The following is a 12,515-nucleotide window of genomic DNA, read 5'->3' as shown; positions in this document are numbered from 1 at the left end:
TCTTGATCGCGGCAGTTGCCTATGTCCCGAGACACACCTTGCTGGAGTTTCCTATGTCTTGCGACATGGGTTTCCTATGTCCTGAACCAGCACACCACCACCACCGCCACTCAAAGGGCCTCTGACCCGCAACTGCGGGTCAGAGGCCCTTTTGCTTGGGCAAGACCCCTGGGGAACGAGCCCGCCGAGGCGCCCATCCGCGCGCGGCCGGTCGCTGGGAGGGGCGGTTCCTACCGCCTGCAGGGTCGCGCTTACCGCCTGCAGGGCGGCGCTTACCGCCCGCAGGGCCGCGCCAGGCCGTCGCCTCCCGACGGCTCTTCGCAGTGGATGTGCGTCTGCGGGTGTGGTCAATCGGAGGGGACGGGTCGTCTGCCTCTCGGGGGTGGCGGCGGGAGGGTGAGGACCGCGCGGACGGCGGCCGCCAGACGTTCTCGGCTGTCGGCTTCGATGACGGGCCGGCCGTCTGCGGACGGCGCGGCCAACGCCCGGCGGAACACGGCCGTCGGCAGGTCGACCACGCACAGCGTCACCACTTCGACGCTGACCCCGTCGGCCCGGCCCCACAGCGCCCGCGCCAGGCGGGTCAGCAGCGCCACCAACCGCTTGTCCAGGGCGAAGATCGCCTCGGCCAGCTCCTCTGGCACCTTGGGGCCGAGCAGCTGGTCGCGGCGCACCGCCACGAGCATCCGCGCGGCCGCGGGCCGCCTGTCGGCGAACACCGCGGGCGCGCTCGCCGCCGCCACCACGGCCTCGACTGCCGCCTCGGCCGCCTCGCGGCCGCCCCCTTGCGCCGCGTCGACGAGCTCGACCTGCAGATCCAGGAAATCTCCCGCCGCCCTCAGCCACAGCCGGCCGAGCAGCACCGGCAGCGAACCGAACGCGTGGTAGATCGCCCCGTTCGAAACCCCGGAGGCCGCCGCCAGCCCCCGCACCGTCAACCGTTCCGGACCGCCGTCGGCCACCAGCCGCTCGGCGACGTCAAGCAACTGATCGAGATCGTGAACCCGAGGACGAGGCATGTCCAACAGCATAATAACAGAGCGCGTGCTCTATAATTGTGCACGTAGCTCTGAGCCGAGAGTCAGGAGTCCTGATGTTGCGCAAATCCCTGTCGGTCCTGCTCCCGATGGTCGCCGTCGTGGCCTTACAGGCGGTCGACGCGGCGCCGGCGAGCGCGGTCACGTACGGCTGCAGCGGATCACCGGTGGGAAGCTGGCCCGTGACGATGAAGAACGCGGCGGGAGGCACCTACTACCGCAGCGACATCAAGCTCTACTACAACGCGGACACCGGCTGGAAGTGCGCCGTCCTCGTCAAGCGTCCCGGCCTCCCCAGGTACGGCGAGCGCACCCCCATGTCCATCTACATGGAGAACGCCCGCATGTCCCGCGGCAACGTGAGGAACAACCAGGACAATGACGCTGGGCGCTTCAAGTACTACGCCGGTCCGGTGAAGGTCTACGGCAGGCACCTCTGCGTGACCATCGTCGCCGCACACGGCGACCACACAGGCACGCGCTACGACGAAGGCCCCTACGGCACCCGGCAACTCGGATCCATAGCCTGCGACTAAAAGATCATCCCCATTTCAGGGGACTCCTGGTCCGTAGAGCGGATTTCTGGCGAGGTGCGCCTCTATCGGCTACTGGGGGCAAATGGGTTCACGTCCCGCCGCCATGAACGGAAAGGGGCCCCGAGCCTGGCTCGGGGCCCCTTTCCGGATGTTCCCGGATCATTCGGTCGGCAGCTCCAGGACCCTGGCGTGCAGGATCGACCTCTGGTGCAGGGCCGCGCGCAGCGCCCGGTGCAGGCCGTCTTCCAGATAGAGCTCGCCCTGCCACAGCACCACGTGCGGGAAGAGGTCGCCGTAGAACGTGGAATCGGCGGCGAGGAGCGAGTGCAGGTCCAGCATGGCCTTCGTGGTGATCAACGAGTCGAGCCGGACCTGCCGCGGAGGGATCTGCGCCCACTCTCTGTGGGTCAGACCGTGGTCGGGATAGGGGCGTCCGTCGCCGACAAGCTTGAAGATCACCCCATTGATTTTAGGAGAGAATTCGTTTCCTCGCGCTGTCTGATGGCATCACCGCAGCTCCGACTGGTCGCAATCGGCGGGTTTGCCGGACTTGTAGCCCTGCTGGAAAGCGTTGACGCGTTGCTTGGAACTGCCGTGCGTGAACGATTCCGGATCCACCCTGCCGCGGGTTCTGCTCTGGATCCGGTCGTCGCCCACCGCCGCCGCGGCGTCCAGTGCCTCGGCGATGTCGGTGCTCGTGAACGGCTTTTCGTAGAAGCCGGTGTCCACGGCGTTCTTGGCCCACACGCCCGCGTAGCAGTCGGCCTGCAGCTCGGTCGGCACGGAGCTGCCCGACGAGCCGAGCTGGCTGAGCAGGTGCTGCGCGTGGTGGCCGTACTCGTGGGCGATCACGTACGCCTGCGCGAACGGGCCGCCCTTGGCGCCGAACCGGCTGTGCAGCTGGTCGAAGAAGCTCAGGTCCAGGTAGACGCGCTGGTCGCCGGGGCAGTAGAACGGGCCGACCGCTGAGCTGGCCGCGCCGCACGCGGTGCGCAGGCTGCCCGAGTACAGGATGGTCTTGGCCTGGCGGTAGCCGGAGATCTGCGTCCTCCAGTAGCCCTGGACACTGTTCACCACGCCGACGACCCGGCACTTCTCCGACTGGTCGGCGTCCTTGCCCGTCCGGCACTCCTGGGCGAGGTTCGACGGGGGCCGCCGCTGGACCGGCCGGCTGCCGCCGCCGTCGCCGATGTTGTTGAGCACGAACACCACGACGAGCGCGATCAGTGTGACGATGCCGCCGCCGCCGATGACCATGCCGCCCGGGAACCCGCCACCACCGCCCCCACCACCGGCGTCCTCGACCTGTGACGAGTCGAGGTCGGCGTCGTCCCTGAAGTCCATCGCTGACGTCCCTTCTCGGAGGCTGCCCGAAGACAGCTTCCCGAAAGGGACGCCCGGACGCCACCGCGGACAGCGGAACGGAGCCTCGCACCCGGCGCGACTGCTGTGAAGGCGGCGGCTGGCTCCGGGACGTGGGGGCGAGCGGGGCATTTCGGGCGGGTCCGCTAGTCTGCCCGTATGACAGGCGGCTTGCTTGGAATCGCGCTGGTATCCCTCGGTATGGTCCTCACCCCGGGGCCGAACATGATCTACCTCGTCTCCCGGTCGATCACCCAGGGCCGCCGGGCCGGCCTGATCTCGCTCACCGGCGTGGCGCTGGGCTTCACCATCTACCTGACCGCCACCTGCCTCGGCCTCACCGCGATCTTCGCGTACGTCCCTGTGGCGTACACCGCGCTCAAGCTCGCGGGAGCCGGTTACCTGCTCTGGATGGCCTGGAACGCGGTCAAGCCGGGCGGTACGTCCGCCTTCGAACCGCGCGAGCTGCCGGTCGAACCGCCCCGCAAACTGTTCGCCATGGGCCTGCTCACCTGCCTGCTCAACCCCAAGATCGCGATCCTGTACCTCTCGCTGCTGCCGCAGTTCATCGACCCCGCGATGGGCCACGTCCTGCTGCAGAGCCTGGCGCTCGGTTCGGTTCAGATCGCGATCGGCACCCTGGTCAACGGCCTGATCGCGGTGACGGCGGGAACCCTGGCGGCCTTCCTGGCCAGCCGCCCGCTGTGGCTGCGCGTGCAGCGCTACTTCATGGGGACGGTGCTCGCCGGCATCGCCATCCACCTGGCCACGGACCGCACCAAGGCCCTGGTGACGGCGTAGCGCCCCTGGGGTTGCGCCTGCGTCACGTCCGCGTCGCGGACCGGTGGCGTGCGGCTGGCCACGATGGACGTCGACAGTCAGAGCGGTCGCCGTCGATCGACTCGGGTGGCCGGACCCGATGGGGAGGGGGCGCCCCATGCAGGACACGCGCTCTACCAAGAGGCTCGGATCGCTGCTTCTCGCCATGCTCGCCGCTTTCGCGCTATCTCTGACCGTGGCGATCGTGGCGTCGGCCTGGCCCTCGCGGACGAGCTCGCCGCCCAAGATCGTGCTCGACGTCGGTGGCGACGGGCATGGCCAGAGCGGTACGGCTCCGCGGCCGTCGGGCCGGGGGTACTAGCGTCCGTGGACGGGAAAGCGCTAGCGCCGCTCCGCGCCGGCGCCGCGCACGCTCTTGTAGAGCCCGTACAGGGTCTCCAGCCCGCCGACGACCATCAGGACGACACCGACCTTCGACGGCGTGAACACGACGATCTCGACGTCGAGCCCGAACAGCCACAGCGCCGACCCGACGGCGAAGGTGGCCAGGCCGGCGAGGATCGTCTTGTGGGCGGGGGCCATGCAAACCTCGTTCGATCATCAGGGGAGCGCGTTGCCCCGTTCTCCGGCAACGCTAGTGAACATCCGGATCGAGAGGCTTCCTGCACATTGAGGAGATCGGGATACACCTTTCGGATGACGCTCGCGATGAGTTACGGAACCCCCGCCTGAACTGTCCCGTTACGTAGTACGACGGGACGATGATCAGAAGGAGGCGGGATGGCGGAGGTAGTGCAGATCTGGTGGGACGCGGCAGGCGTGGCGCGGGGCGTGCAGGTCACGAGCTCGCTCGGTCCCCCCTGCACCTACACGATCCACTACGACCAGTGGGGCGCCCAGGTGCGTCTCGCCGGCCAGAAGCTGGTCGCGACGGCCGGATACGTCGCCCAGCTGGGGTGCTACCGGTTCACGGCCGTCGGATTCACGCCCGCCCTCCAGCTGGGCGAACGGCGATGGGCGACACTGGCCGACGCAGCAGCCGGAGCCGCCCACGCGCACGCGATGCGCATGAACGAGGAGCTGGCCTCGATGAGCGTCGTCGTGGCCGCGATCGCGGCCGCCGTGTGATGCGGGAGCAGCCGCTCGATACGGCGCCGGCTCCTCGCCGCAGCAGGGCTGCGCCGAGGGCTCATTGACACAACGGCCGCCGGTCACCGACCAGGTGACAGGGAGCTGCGCTCGACGGTGGGGGTGATGCCCAGGCGTTCCAGCAGCAGCCCTTCGCGGGTGGACCAGGGGCAGATCTCCACGCCGGCGGCCTGGCAGGCGTCCATGATGGCCTCGGCCACCAGCGCGCCGGCAAGCGACTGCTCGGCGCGGTGGCGGCTGATGCCAGGCAGTTCGCCGCGGCGGGACGTGTCGGTCTCGGCCAGCAGGGCGATCGACGCCCGTAGCTGGGGCAGGGTCAGCTCCTGGCCGCTGTGCGGGGGCCGGCCGGACGGCTTGCCGTACGCGGCGACGAGCCCGGCGAGCTGGGCGAAGGCCTTGGAGCAGGCCAGCACGCGGCCGCCCGGTGGGGCGGTCGGGAGGCGGGGCAGCTCGCTGAGCGCCTGGCGCAGATGCTGCCTGACCTCTTTCAGGTGCCTCTTGGACGAGATGACGCCCCCGGGCAGCCACCGGCGTGTGACCGTCCTGGCCCCCAGCGGCAGTGAATGGGCGACCTCCGGCTGGACGCCGGTGCCGGCGGCGATCTCCACGGTGCCGCCGCCGATGTCCAGGACCAGCAGCGGTTCGGACATGCTGCCCGCCCACTGACGAGCGGCCACGTAGCTCAGTCGCGCTTCCTCCTGGCCTGGCAGCACCCGCAGCCGGGTGCCGGTCGTCCGCGCGACCCGGGCGATGACCTCGTCGCGGTTGGGAGCGTCGCGGATGACGGAGGTCGCGAACGCGAACACCTGCGGCCCCTGGTCGGAGTCCTCGCCCAGCGCCTGCGCCACCGCCCGCTGCACGCTGCGGACCCCGCGCTCGCGCAGGCGTCCGTCGGGCGTGAGCATCTGATGCAGGCGAAGGCGTACCTTGCGGGATAACAGCGTCTGCAGTGCCCCGTCAGCACGCCGTTGCCGCCCTCGCACCACCGTGAGCAGGGCACTGTGGCACCCCACATCCAGCACCCCTGCCTTACGCATCGGGCACCACCTCCTCATCGTCGGGGAAGGCCCCCAGTCGGTACCCGGGGGCAGATTCACCTTCCCCGCGATCACTGGAGGGCGCCAGCGGTTCTCAGTAAGGAGACGAAGCCCACATCGTGCATGGGCCCCTTCAAGGAACCAGGGGACGTCCGTCGAAGCAGGCGGCTCGTCTCTCGGAGGTTGAGCCGCGCCGAACAGAGACCCGCAGGTCAGAATGGGTATGGGGTTCGTCGCCGTTGGTCAATGCGTGGCGGCCTGAGCTTGCCTGGCACGTGGCATGGGCATCGGCTCTCGGGGTAGCCCGAATTGTCAGGCCGACAGGATCCACGAGGTCGCCCAGCCAACTACCGTCAGCGAATTGCGGAAGGCCCGCGGGCCGCCGGTATCCGCGGTGGAGGACTCGGATGAAAACGCGGACAGCTCAGCCCCAGGTCGGGATCACCCCGAACATGTTCGGGATCTCCTACGGTCTGGCCGGTCTGGCCACCTGCTGGGGGTACGCGGCCATGCTGAAGATCGCGCCCGCGCTGGTGGCCGACATCTTGTTCATCGTCGCCGCCGCCGTGTGGCTGGTGCTCGTCGTCGGCTACGTGTCGCAGGTGCCGCGCCGACCCGGCGGCTGGCGTGCCGAACTGGCCGATCCGGTGCTGGCGCCGTTCGTGTCGCTGATCCCGATCGTCGGCATGCTCCTGGCGATCGGTCTGATGCCCCACGCCGTCACCGCCGGCCGGTGGCTGTTCGCGGTCTTCGCCGCCGCCACCACCATCCTGGCTGGGTGGATCACCGGCCAATGGATCGTCGAAGACCTCGACCTGGACCGGTTGCACTCCGGCTACGTCCTTCCCGCCGTCGCTGGAGGACTCATCGCCTCCATCGGCGCCGCCCGCGCCGGCTGGACCGCCGTCGCCCACGCGTTCATGGGCGTCGGCGTCGTGTCGTGGCTGCTCATCGGCTCCGTCATCATGGCCCGGCTGCTGTTCCGCTCCCGGCTGCCTGCGCCGCTGATGCCCACGCTGGCCATCGAGATCGCGCCGCCCGCTCTCGCCGGCCTTGCCTACCTGGCCATCACCCACGGCAGGGTCGACGCCGTCGCCCTGGTGTTCGGCGGTTTCACCGCGCTCGCGGCCATCGTCCAACTCCGGCTGATCCCCCTGTACCGCCGGCTGGCGTTCAGCCCCGCGTTCTGGTCGTTCGCGTTCCCATACGCCGCCGTCGCCACCTTCGCCCTGCACTGGATCGACTACGGAAGACCCGTCGGGTACACGGTGTGGGCCTGGGGCGTCCTGCTCGCGATCACAGCCTTCATCGCCGCGCTCGTCGTCGAGACGACGGTCGCCCTCGCCCGCCGTAGGTTCCTGCCCCGACTCCAGTGACCGCGAGCAGCGAGGACGGGTAGCCACGGGGGCCGTACCGGCTGCGCCCGACATTGCAGCCGATGCACCAGGCCGGACAAGGTCAGGGCAGATGCCGGACGTCATCAGGGAGTACCGGCACCTGCCAAGTCTGGTGCAGCGGTGGTGACCAGTCGTGCGAGAACGGCCCCTGCCGTGACTCGATCAGCCCGACGACTTCCTCGCGAGCAGCAATAACGCGCCGATGCACCTGATCGTCGACCAACCCAAGCCGCCGACCATGGTGATACTCGTCCTCGTCCTTCCACTGGAAACGTGAGCAGTCCGGATCGACGATCAGGTCCAGTAGAAGATCGAAGGTGTCGATGCCCATGCGGGTGCGCTGTTTCGGCAGGTCGAAGTCCACGTACCAGGCAAGCGGCCGCTGATCCGCGTCGAAGTACTGCCGCACGGTGAAATGGGCGTCGAGGCAGTACCAGCTGCGCACCGTGGTATCGCGCCACGCCCACCAGCCGAGCTCCCAGGTACCCGATGCCAGCTCACGGATCGTCCGCTCCCGGTGGAGCCCACCGTTCAAGAACGAAGCAATCCATGTGGTCGATACCAAGCTGCGCAGACCTGGCCAGTTCGCCACCACGAGGTACCCATCGCTGTCCTGGAGCACCCGGTACGGCATCGCCGACCACACCTTGCCGTTCCATACGTGGCGACGCACCACGGTCGTACCCGGCTCGAAACGTTCGGGCTTGATCGTCATGCACTCGATCCTGCATTACCGGTTCGGAAAGAGGAGCAACCTGGCATGTCCGCATTCGCCGATCTTGCTCGCGAACAGGCGGCAACCGATGCGGTGCTGGCCGGGTATCCGGATCTCGGCGCGCGGGTGGGTCAGGACGGCATCGCCGTCCGGGAGCTGTGGGTGCACCGGATCGAGGAGTACGCCCGCCACTGCGGGCACGCCGATCTGCTGCGCGAACGCGTCGACGGCCGCGTAGGGCAATAGCGCACTCGACCGCTGGACGTTGCCTCGGGCACATGAGCACCGCGGCCCTCGGAGCGGCTGAAGGCTCCGCGTTGGTCAGGCACAGCTGAGCCTCCCAGGCGCTTCATCACATGCGGGACGAGCGGGATCGTTCAAGCTCATGTCGGTACGCGTCCAGGACGAGGCCGTGAAAATGGTGGACCGCGTGCTCCGACAACCCGGACCCGTCGGGGTCATAAACGATCTTCCCCTGGGTGAACGCAGGAGTGCGCATCCCGCGCTGGACGCTCTCCACCAAGGAGATGTCCTCCACCTGGAGGACCTCGTCGATGTACCGGATACTGTCCAGTTCGGCCTCGTTGGGCTCCGTGGTCTCCAGATAGAAGTCCCAGATCTCGCGAGTCCGTTCCGGGCCGTCAGGGATGATCTGCAACACCATGAAGTTACCGCGGCCGGGATAGCGCAGCAGGCAGGTGTTGGGCCACAGCCACCAGACCGCGTGCTCGGTGACCGTCGCCCCCGACACGTCGTAGGCGGAGTTGTCCGCCTTCCCCGCCTGGGCCATGTGGCTGGAGTAGATCCCATACGTGGTGACCTTGTAGGTGCTCATGTCGACCAGGGACACGAAGTCCTTGTGGGCCACGTGGCAGTGGTAGCACTCCAGGAAGTTGTCGACGACGTTCTTCCAGTTGGAGGCGATGTCGTAGGTGAGCCGGCGGGCGAGGGTCAGCTTGGCCACGTCCGGCGCCCGCGCCTCGATCTCCGCCTCCAGGCCCCCGGCCTGCTCCGACAGGAGGGCCGCCCCCGGATCAAGGTTGACGTAGACCATGCCGCCGAACTCCGCGACCTGGATCTGGTCCAGGCACACCGCGGACGTGTCGAAGCCCGGCATGCCGCCAGTGTTGCGCGCTCGCCTCAACCGGCCGGTCAGATCGAAGTTCCAGGCGTGGTAGGGACACACAATGCTGCGCCGGACACCGGAACCGGACAGCAGTTCATGCGCCCGGTGCTTGCACACGTTGTAGAACGCCCGCAGCGTACCTGCCTCGTCCCGGACGGCGACGATCGGCATGCCGGCCACCGTGCCAGTCATGTAGCTTCCCGTCTCCTGCAGCTGCTCCACATGGCACAGCCACTGCCACGTACGTGCGAAGATCGCCCGCTGGTCGACGTCGAACCACATCGGATCGGTGTAGGCGTCGGCGTGCAAGGACATCGACAGCGCGGGATCCGGGTCGTACCCGGCCGAAATGCGCTCGATTGCGGGGATTGAATCCGGTGTCACCGGACCTCCAATGCAGGCACCAAACGCATGCTTGCCCTGGGCGGGCATCGAGTGAGACGGCACAGAGGTTCTGCGTTCCGGATTGAGGCTAATGATCCTTCCAGTGAGGATTCAAGGCCCCCAGCGCGCGGCCGACATCGCGCCGGTCATCACCATGTGTACGACCCATTGCGCGACGACCGGGCAAACGTGCTGATCAGACACGTCCGAGCGCTCGGCGAGCGCACCGCGGCGGAGCTGAAAGGGCGTTGGCGTGCCCTCAAGCACGTCACCCTCAGCCCGAGCCGGATAGGCGACATCGCCCGCGCCGCTCTCGTCCTCAGCGGCCAGTGGAAATGATCTCCGTTGAGAGAACCTCACTGGCTGGCCCGTTCTTCCTGGCTCTCGGCGGACGAGCCGGCTAGCGCGCCACGCGGTAGCGGAGGTAGACGACTCTGGGGCTGAAGGTGCGGGTCTCGACGAGTTCGAGATCCACCCGGCGCTCGCGCTGGGGAAAGAACGGAATGCCACCGCCAACCAGCACCGGGTAGACCCTGGCCCGGTACTCGTCGATCAGGCCCAACGCGGCCGCCTCGGCGGCGAGAGTCGCGCCGCCGATCGCGATGTCGCCCTCCCCCGGCTCGGCTCGCAACCGCTCGATCTCCTCCGCCAGGCCGCCGGAGGCCAGGCGGGCATTGCCCTGCACCGCCGACAGCGTGGTGGAGAACACCACCTTTGGGAGCGACTTCCAGATCGCGGCCCACTCGAGCTTCGAGTCGTCGAGCGACGGATCCTGGTCGGCGGTCTCCCAGTACAGCATCGTCTCGTACAGCCGTCGTCCCAACAGGTGGACGCCGACCTCTCGTATCTCGTCGATCCAGGAGCGAAAGACCTCTGCGTCGGGCGGGGTCCAGTCGAAGTCGCCGTCCGGCCCGACGATGTAGCCGTCAAGTGAGACGTTCATCGAATAGGTCACGCTGCGCATCAGAAGCCCTCCTCGGCAGCAGGTTCGACAGTACGACCGCCGGACGCCGCAGAACTCATCGCGGCTCGCGGAATCCCTGCGCCGAGTCACTTCACGAGATCATTTCGTTGGGAAACCTCACTATTCAGGGTCTTCAGGCATGTCAGATGTGCTGCCTCGGTACTGCCAGCCTGAGCAGGTGGTCGCGGCCGACGAATCGGTGTCGTGGGTGGCGGTCGGTGAGGGCCTCGGGTTGCACGTCGAGGCGTGCGCGTGCCTGGCGGGGCTACACGCGGCCGGCCGCCGGTCTGCTGGCCTGAGAGCGGCCGTCACCAGGCGCAGAAGGGGGGATGCTCGCGGATGAGTACGCCCAGTACGTTGCTGCTTTGGACCAGGGGCAGGCCAGGCAGCATATGTGGTCGGCTCCCAAAGTCCTTCGGGGGTTGACGCGAGGCTCGTCAGGCGCTCGAACCTGGTGCCGTGGTAGGGCTGGCCCCAGGGCGGATACGCCCGCTGGCCGGGTAACGGGCGAGCGCGGTCGTCACTAGCGTCTGCGGCATGAAATCCGCTTATTCAACAGGCAATCCGCGCTCCGTGTTGCGTCGGCTCAGCGCTGTGACAGTCCTGGTCGGCCTGGTGTTAGCCGCTACAACGGTGACGACCGGAGCCGCCTCGGCGGACGCGGTGGCCCCAAGCGATCGCGGACAGTTGGTGTCCGCTCAGCAGGTGAGCACACTGGCCACGAAGCAGGACGTCGCAGCAGCACTGGCCGCTGCCGGATTCGACGCGAGTACGGTCCGGTTCGGGGTGGACGCCTACCGGCTCGTGTACCGCACCGTGGACCCCGAGGGTCGGCCTACCACCGCCAGCGGACTGCTGGTGCTGCCCCGTAGCCGCGAACACGAGTTGCGGACAGTCTCGTTCACTCATGGCACCACCAGCTACCGGTCCGATGCGCCGTCCTCCATGGTCAAGGTCGGCTTCGTGTCCTCTCCCGCCATTACGTACGCGTCCGCCGGGTTTGCCGCTGTCGCCCCGGACTACCTCGGCCTCGGCGCTGGTCCGGGGCTCCACCCCTGGATGGACGTGCCCTCTGAGACGACCGCCTCGTTGGACATGCTGCGGGCAGCCCGCGCCTTTGTTCCGCATACTGGCCGGGCGCTGGGACATGACGTGTTGGTCACCGGGTTCTCCCAGGGAGCCTCGGCGGCGATGGCACTCGCGCGAACGCTCCAGGCCGGCGGCGATCGATGGTTCCGGCTCGAAGCCGTCGCGCCGATCAGCGGTGCTTACGACTTCCAGAACGCCGAGATGCCGGCGCTGCTCGACGGCTCCCTCGATGCAAAGTCCGGTGTGTTGTACACGGCATATCTTCTCGTCGCGTGGAATCGGCTGCACCATCTGTACGACTCGCCGGGCGAGGTCTTCCAGGCGCCGTACGACAGCACGATTGAGGCACTGTTCGACGGTTCGCACACGGGTCAGCAGCTCTTCGCCGGCACGCCCGACACCCTCAGCGAGTTGCTCACCGAACACGGCTTCGACATGCTGCGCCACCCGACTGGCCAGCTGGCGGCAGCGCTGCGGGTGGCCGACAACACCTGCGCATGGAGCCCCCGCGTCCCGATCCGCCTGTACGCCGCCAGTGCGGACGAGCAGGCGGCCAATGCCAACACCGACCACTGCGAGGCCGCGTTGCAATCGCACGGCGTGACGGCGCCAGTCGTCGATCTCGGCAGCCCGGACTTCGCGGGTTCCCGGCACCTTGGCTCCAACGTCGCGGGCACAGCCGCCATCGTCCGCTGGTTCAGCCAACTGCGCTGAGCCACCGGACCACGCCGGGCCCGCCCTGCGCTCGCGAGGCGCGCCGGTTGCTCGATCAACCGGCGAGGCGGAACGAGGCAACGCACAACACTGATCCCCCCGAAGGACAGCCGACACGCCTTGACCTCTGCTCGACGCGAGCGGATGCGTGGAAGTCATCGGGCTGGTGGGACGACTTGCACGGCAGCCGGGCTACCGCAGCCCCGCCAACTTCGGGGACGCCCG

The 12,515-nt window shown here is 68.2% G+C and carries 16 protein-coding genes; 8 read left to right on the top strand and 8 right to left on the bottom strand.

The window, feature by feature from the left end; genetic code table 11:
- Window positions 1-347 precede the first annotated feature (347 nt).
- Entirely contained in the window at window positions 348-1,019 is a 672-nt protein-coding gene (locus ABT294_RS11260) for a TetR/AcrR family transcriptional regulator (RefSeq protein ID WP_350805147.1), read from the bottom strand.
- 74 nt (window positions 1,020-1,093) lie between these two features.
- Here ABT294_RS11260 and ABT294_RS11255 point away from each other — a divergent pair, with 74 nt between their 5' ends.
- Window positions 1,094-1,573 (top strand): hypothetical protein, encoded by a 480-nt coding sequence (locus ABT294_RS11255; protein ID WP_350805146.1) that lies wholly within the window; start codon window positions 1,094-1,096, stop codon window positions 1,571-1,573.
- A gap of 159 nt (window positions 1,574-1,732) precedes the next feature.
- Here the strand turns inward: ABT294_RS11255 and ABT294_RS11250 are convergent, their stop codons facing one another.
- Together ABT294_RS11250 and ypfJ are read right to left on the bottom strand one after the other, a co-directional pair.
- Window positions 1,733-2,032, bottom strand: coding sequence for a type II toxin-antitoxin system VapB family antitoxin (locus tag ABT294_RS11250; protein WP_350805145.1), 300 nt, complete (start codon window positions 2,030-2,032; stop codon window positions 1,733-1,735).
- 48 nt (window positions 2,033-2,080) lie between these two features.
- A complete protein-coding gene (ypfJ, locus tag ABT294_RS11245; protein WP_350805144.1) occupies window positions 2,081-2,917 on the bottom strand; it encodes a KPN_02809 family neutral zinc metallopeptidase in 837 nt (278 codons plus the stop codon).
- Window positions 2,918-3,136: 219 nt separating this feature from the next.
- On the opposite strand from ypfJ, the gene ABT294_RS11240 reads away from it, so the two are divergent.
- Complete coding sequence (locus tag ABT294_RS11240; protein WP_350805143.1) at window positions 3,137-3,736, top strand: LysE family translocator; 600 nt, start codon at window positions 3,137-3,139, stop codon at window positions 3,734-3,736.
- 136 nt (window positions 3,737-3,872) lie between these two features.
- A complete protein-coding gene (locus ABT294_RS11235) occupies window positions 3,873-4,076 on the top strand; it encodes a hypothetical protein (protein WP_350805141.1) in 204 nt (67 codons plus the stop codon).
- 20 nt (window positions 4,077-4,096) lie between these two features.
- Here the strand turns inward: ABT294_RS11235 and ABT294_RS11230 are convergent, their stop codons facing one another.
- Entirely contained in the window at window positions 4,097-4,297 is a 201-nt protein-coding gene (locus ABT294_RS11230) for a DUF5708 family protein (RefSeq protein ID WP_350805138.1), read from the bottom strand.
- A 198-nt stretch (window positions 4,298-4,495) separates the two neighbouring features.
- Here ABT294_RS11230 and ABT294_RS11225 point away from each other — a divergent pair, with 198 nt between their 5' ends.
- Window positions 4,496-4,843 carry a hypothetical protein gene (locus tag ABT294_RS11225; protein WP_350805137.1) on the top strand — a complete coding sequence of 116 codons (348 nt, stop codon included), beginning with the start codon at window positions 4,496-4,498 and terminating at the stop codon, window positions 4,841-4,843.
- An 83-nt stretch (window positions 4,844-4,926) separates the two neighbouring features.
- On the opposite strand, the gene ABT294_RS11220 is transcribed toward ABT294_RS11225, so the two are convergent.
- The gene (locus ABT294_RS11220; RefSeq protein WP_350805135.1) at window positions 4,927-5,901 is read right to left on the bottom strand and encodes a Ppx/GppA phosphatase family protein; all 975 of its coding nucleotides are present in this window, start codon (window positions 5,899-5,901) and stop codon (window positions 4,927-4,929) included.
- Between the two features lie 407 nt (window positions 5,902-6,308).
- Between ABT294_RS11220 and ABT294_RS11215 the strand changes: the two genes are divergently transcribed.
- Window positions 6,309-7,277 (top strand): SLAC1 family transporter, encoded by a 969-nt coding sequence (locus tag ABT294_RS11215; RefSeq protein ID WP_350805134.1) that lies wholly within the window; start codon window positions 6,309-6,311, stop codon window positions 7,275-7,277.
- Window positions 7,278-7,359: 82 nt separating this feature from the next.
- On the opposite strand, the gene ABT294_RS11210 is transcribed toward ABT294_RS11215, so the two are convergent.
- The gene (locus ABT294_RS11210; RefSeq protein WP_350805133.1) at window positions 7,360-8,013 is read right to left on the bottom strand and encodes a ribonuclease FAU-1 family protein; all 654 of its coding nucleotides are present in this window, start codon (window positions 8,011-8,013) and stop codon (window positions 7,360-7,362) included.
- A 45-nt stretch (window positions 8,014-8,058) separates the two neighbouring features.
- Between ABT294_RS11210 and ABT294_RS11205 the strand changes: the two genes are divergently transcribed.
- Window positions 8,059-8,259 (top strand): mycothiol transferase, encoded by a 201-nt coding sequence (locus ABT294_RS11205; RefSeq protein WP_350805131.1) that lies wholly within the window; start codon window positions 8,059-8,061, stop codon window positions 8,257-8,259.
- A 106-nt stretch (window positions 8,260-8,365) separates the two neighbouring features.
- On the opposite strand, the gene ABT294_RS11200 is transcribed toward ABT294_RS11205, so the two are convergent.
- Window positions 8,366-9,523: an aromatic ring-hydroxylating oxygenase subunit alpha gene (locus ABT294_RS11200; RefSeq protein WP_350805130.1), complete on the bottom strand. Its 1,158-nt coding sequence runs from the start codon at window positions 9,521-9,523 to the stop codon at window positions 8,366-8,368.
- A 189-nt stretch (window positions 9,524-9,712) separates the two neighbouring features.
- On the opposite strand from ABT294_RS11200, the gene ABT294_RS11195 reads away from it, so the two are divergent.
- Window positions 9,713-9,862, top strand: a complete 150-nt coding sequence (locus tag ABT294_RS11195; protein WP_350805128.1) for a hypothetical protein — start codon at window positions 9,713-9,715, stop codon at window positions 9,860-9,862.
- Window positions 9,863-9,923: 61 nt separating this feature from the next.
- On the opposite strand, the gene ABT294_RS11190 is transcribed toward ABT294_RS11195, so the two are convergent.
- Window positions 9,924-10,487, bottom strand: a complete 564-nt coding sequence (locus ABT294_RS11190; protein WP_350805127.1) for a dihydrofolate reductase family protein — start codon at window positions 10,485-10,487, stop codon at window positions 9,924-9,926.
- A gap of 537 nt (window positions 10,488-11,024) precedes the next feature.
- Between ABT294_RS11190 and ABT294_RS11185 the strand changes: the two genes are divergently transcribed.
- Window positions 11,025-12,290: an alpha/beta hydrolase family protein gene (locus tag ABT294_RS11185; protein WP_350805125.1), complete on the top strand. Its 1,266-nt coding sequence runs from the start codon at window positions 11,025-11,027 to the stop codon at window positions 12,288-12,290.
- Window positions 12,291-12,515 lie beyond the last annotated feature (225 nt).

Origin of the sequence: Nonomuraea sp. NPDC000554, from assembly GCF_040300065.1 — a bacterium.
GTDB lineage: Bacteria > Actinomycetota > Actinomycetes > Streptosporangiales > Streptosporangiaceae > Nonomuraea.
Note: the sequence above shows the minus strand (reverse complement) of the source record. Positions and strands in the feature narration are given on the sequence as shown.

Excerpts from the sequence above, each read along its gene's own strand:
- ABT294_RS11260 (WP_350805147.1), bottom strand. The coding sequence starts at position 1,019 with ATGCCTCGTCCTCGGGTTCACGATCTCGATCAGTTGCTTGACGTCGCC.
- ABT294_RS11255 (WP_350805146.1), top strand. The coding sequence starts at position 1,094 with ATGTTGCGCAAATCCCTGTCGGTCCTGCTCCCGATGGTCGCCGTCGTG.
- ypfJ (WP_350805144.1), bottom strand. The coding sequence starts at position 2,917 with ATGGACTTCAGGGACGACGCCGACCTCGACTCGTCACAGGTCGAGGAC.
- ABT294_RS11240 (WP_350805143.1), top strand. The coding sequence starts at position 3,137 with ATGGTCCTCACCCCGGGGCCGAACATGATCTACCTCGTCTCCCGGTCG.
- ABT294_RS11235 (WP_350805141.1), top strand. The coding sequence starts at position 3,873 with ATGCAGGACACGCGCTCTACCAAGAGGCTCGGATCGCTGCTTCTCGCC.
- ABT294_RS11230 (WP_350805138.1), bottom strand. The coding sequence starts at position 4,297 with ATGGCCCCCGCCCACAAGACGATCCTCGCCGGCCTGGCCACCTTCGCC.
- ABT294_RS11225 (WP_350805137.1), top strand. The coding sequence starts at position 4,496 with ATGGCGGAGGTAGTGCAGATCTGGTGGGACGCGGCAGGCGTGGCGCGG.
- ABT294_RS11220 (WP_350805135.1), bottom strand. The coding sequence starts at position 5,901 with ATGCGTAAGGCAGGGGTGCTGGATGTGGGGTGCCACAGTGCCCTGCTC.
- ABT294_RS11215 (WP_350805134.1), top strand. The coding sequence starts at position 6,309 with ATGAAAACGCGGACAGCTCAGCCCCAGGTCGGGATCACCCCGAACATG.
- ABT294_RS11210 (WP_350805133.1), bottom strand. The coding sequence starts at position 8,013 with ATGACGATCAAGCCCGAACGTTTCGAGCCGGGTACGACCGTGGTGCGT.
- ABT294_RS11205 (WP_350805131.1), top strand. The coding sequence starts at position 8,059 with ATGTCCGCATTCGCCGATCTTGCTCGCGAACAGGCGGCAACCGATGCG.
- ABT294_RS11190 (WP_350805127.1), bottom strand. The coding sequence starts at position 10,487 with ATGCGCAGCGTGACCTATTCGATGAACGTCTCACTTGACGGCTACATC.
- ABT294_RS11185 (WP_350805125.1), top strand. The coding sequence starts at position 11,025 with ATGAAATCCGCTTATTCAACAGGCAATCCGCGCTCCGTGTTGCGTCGG.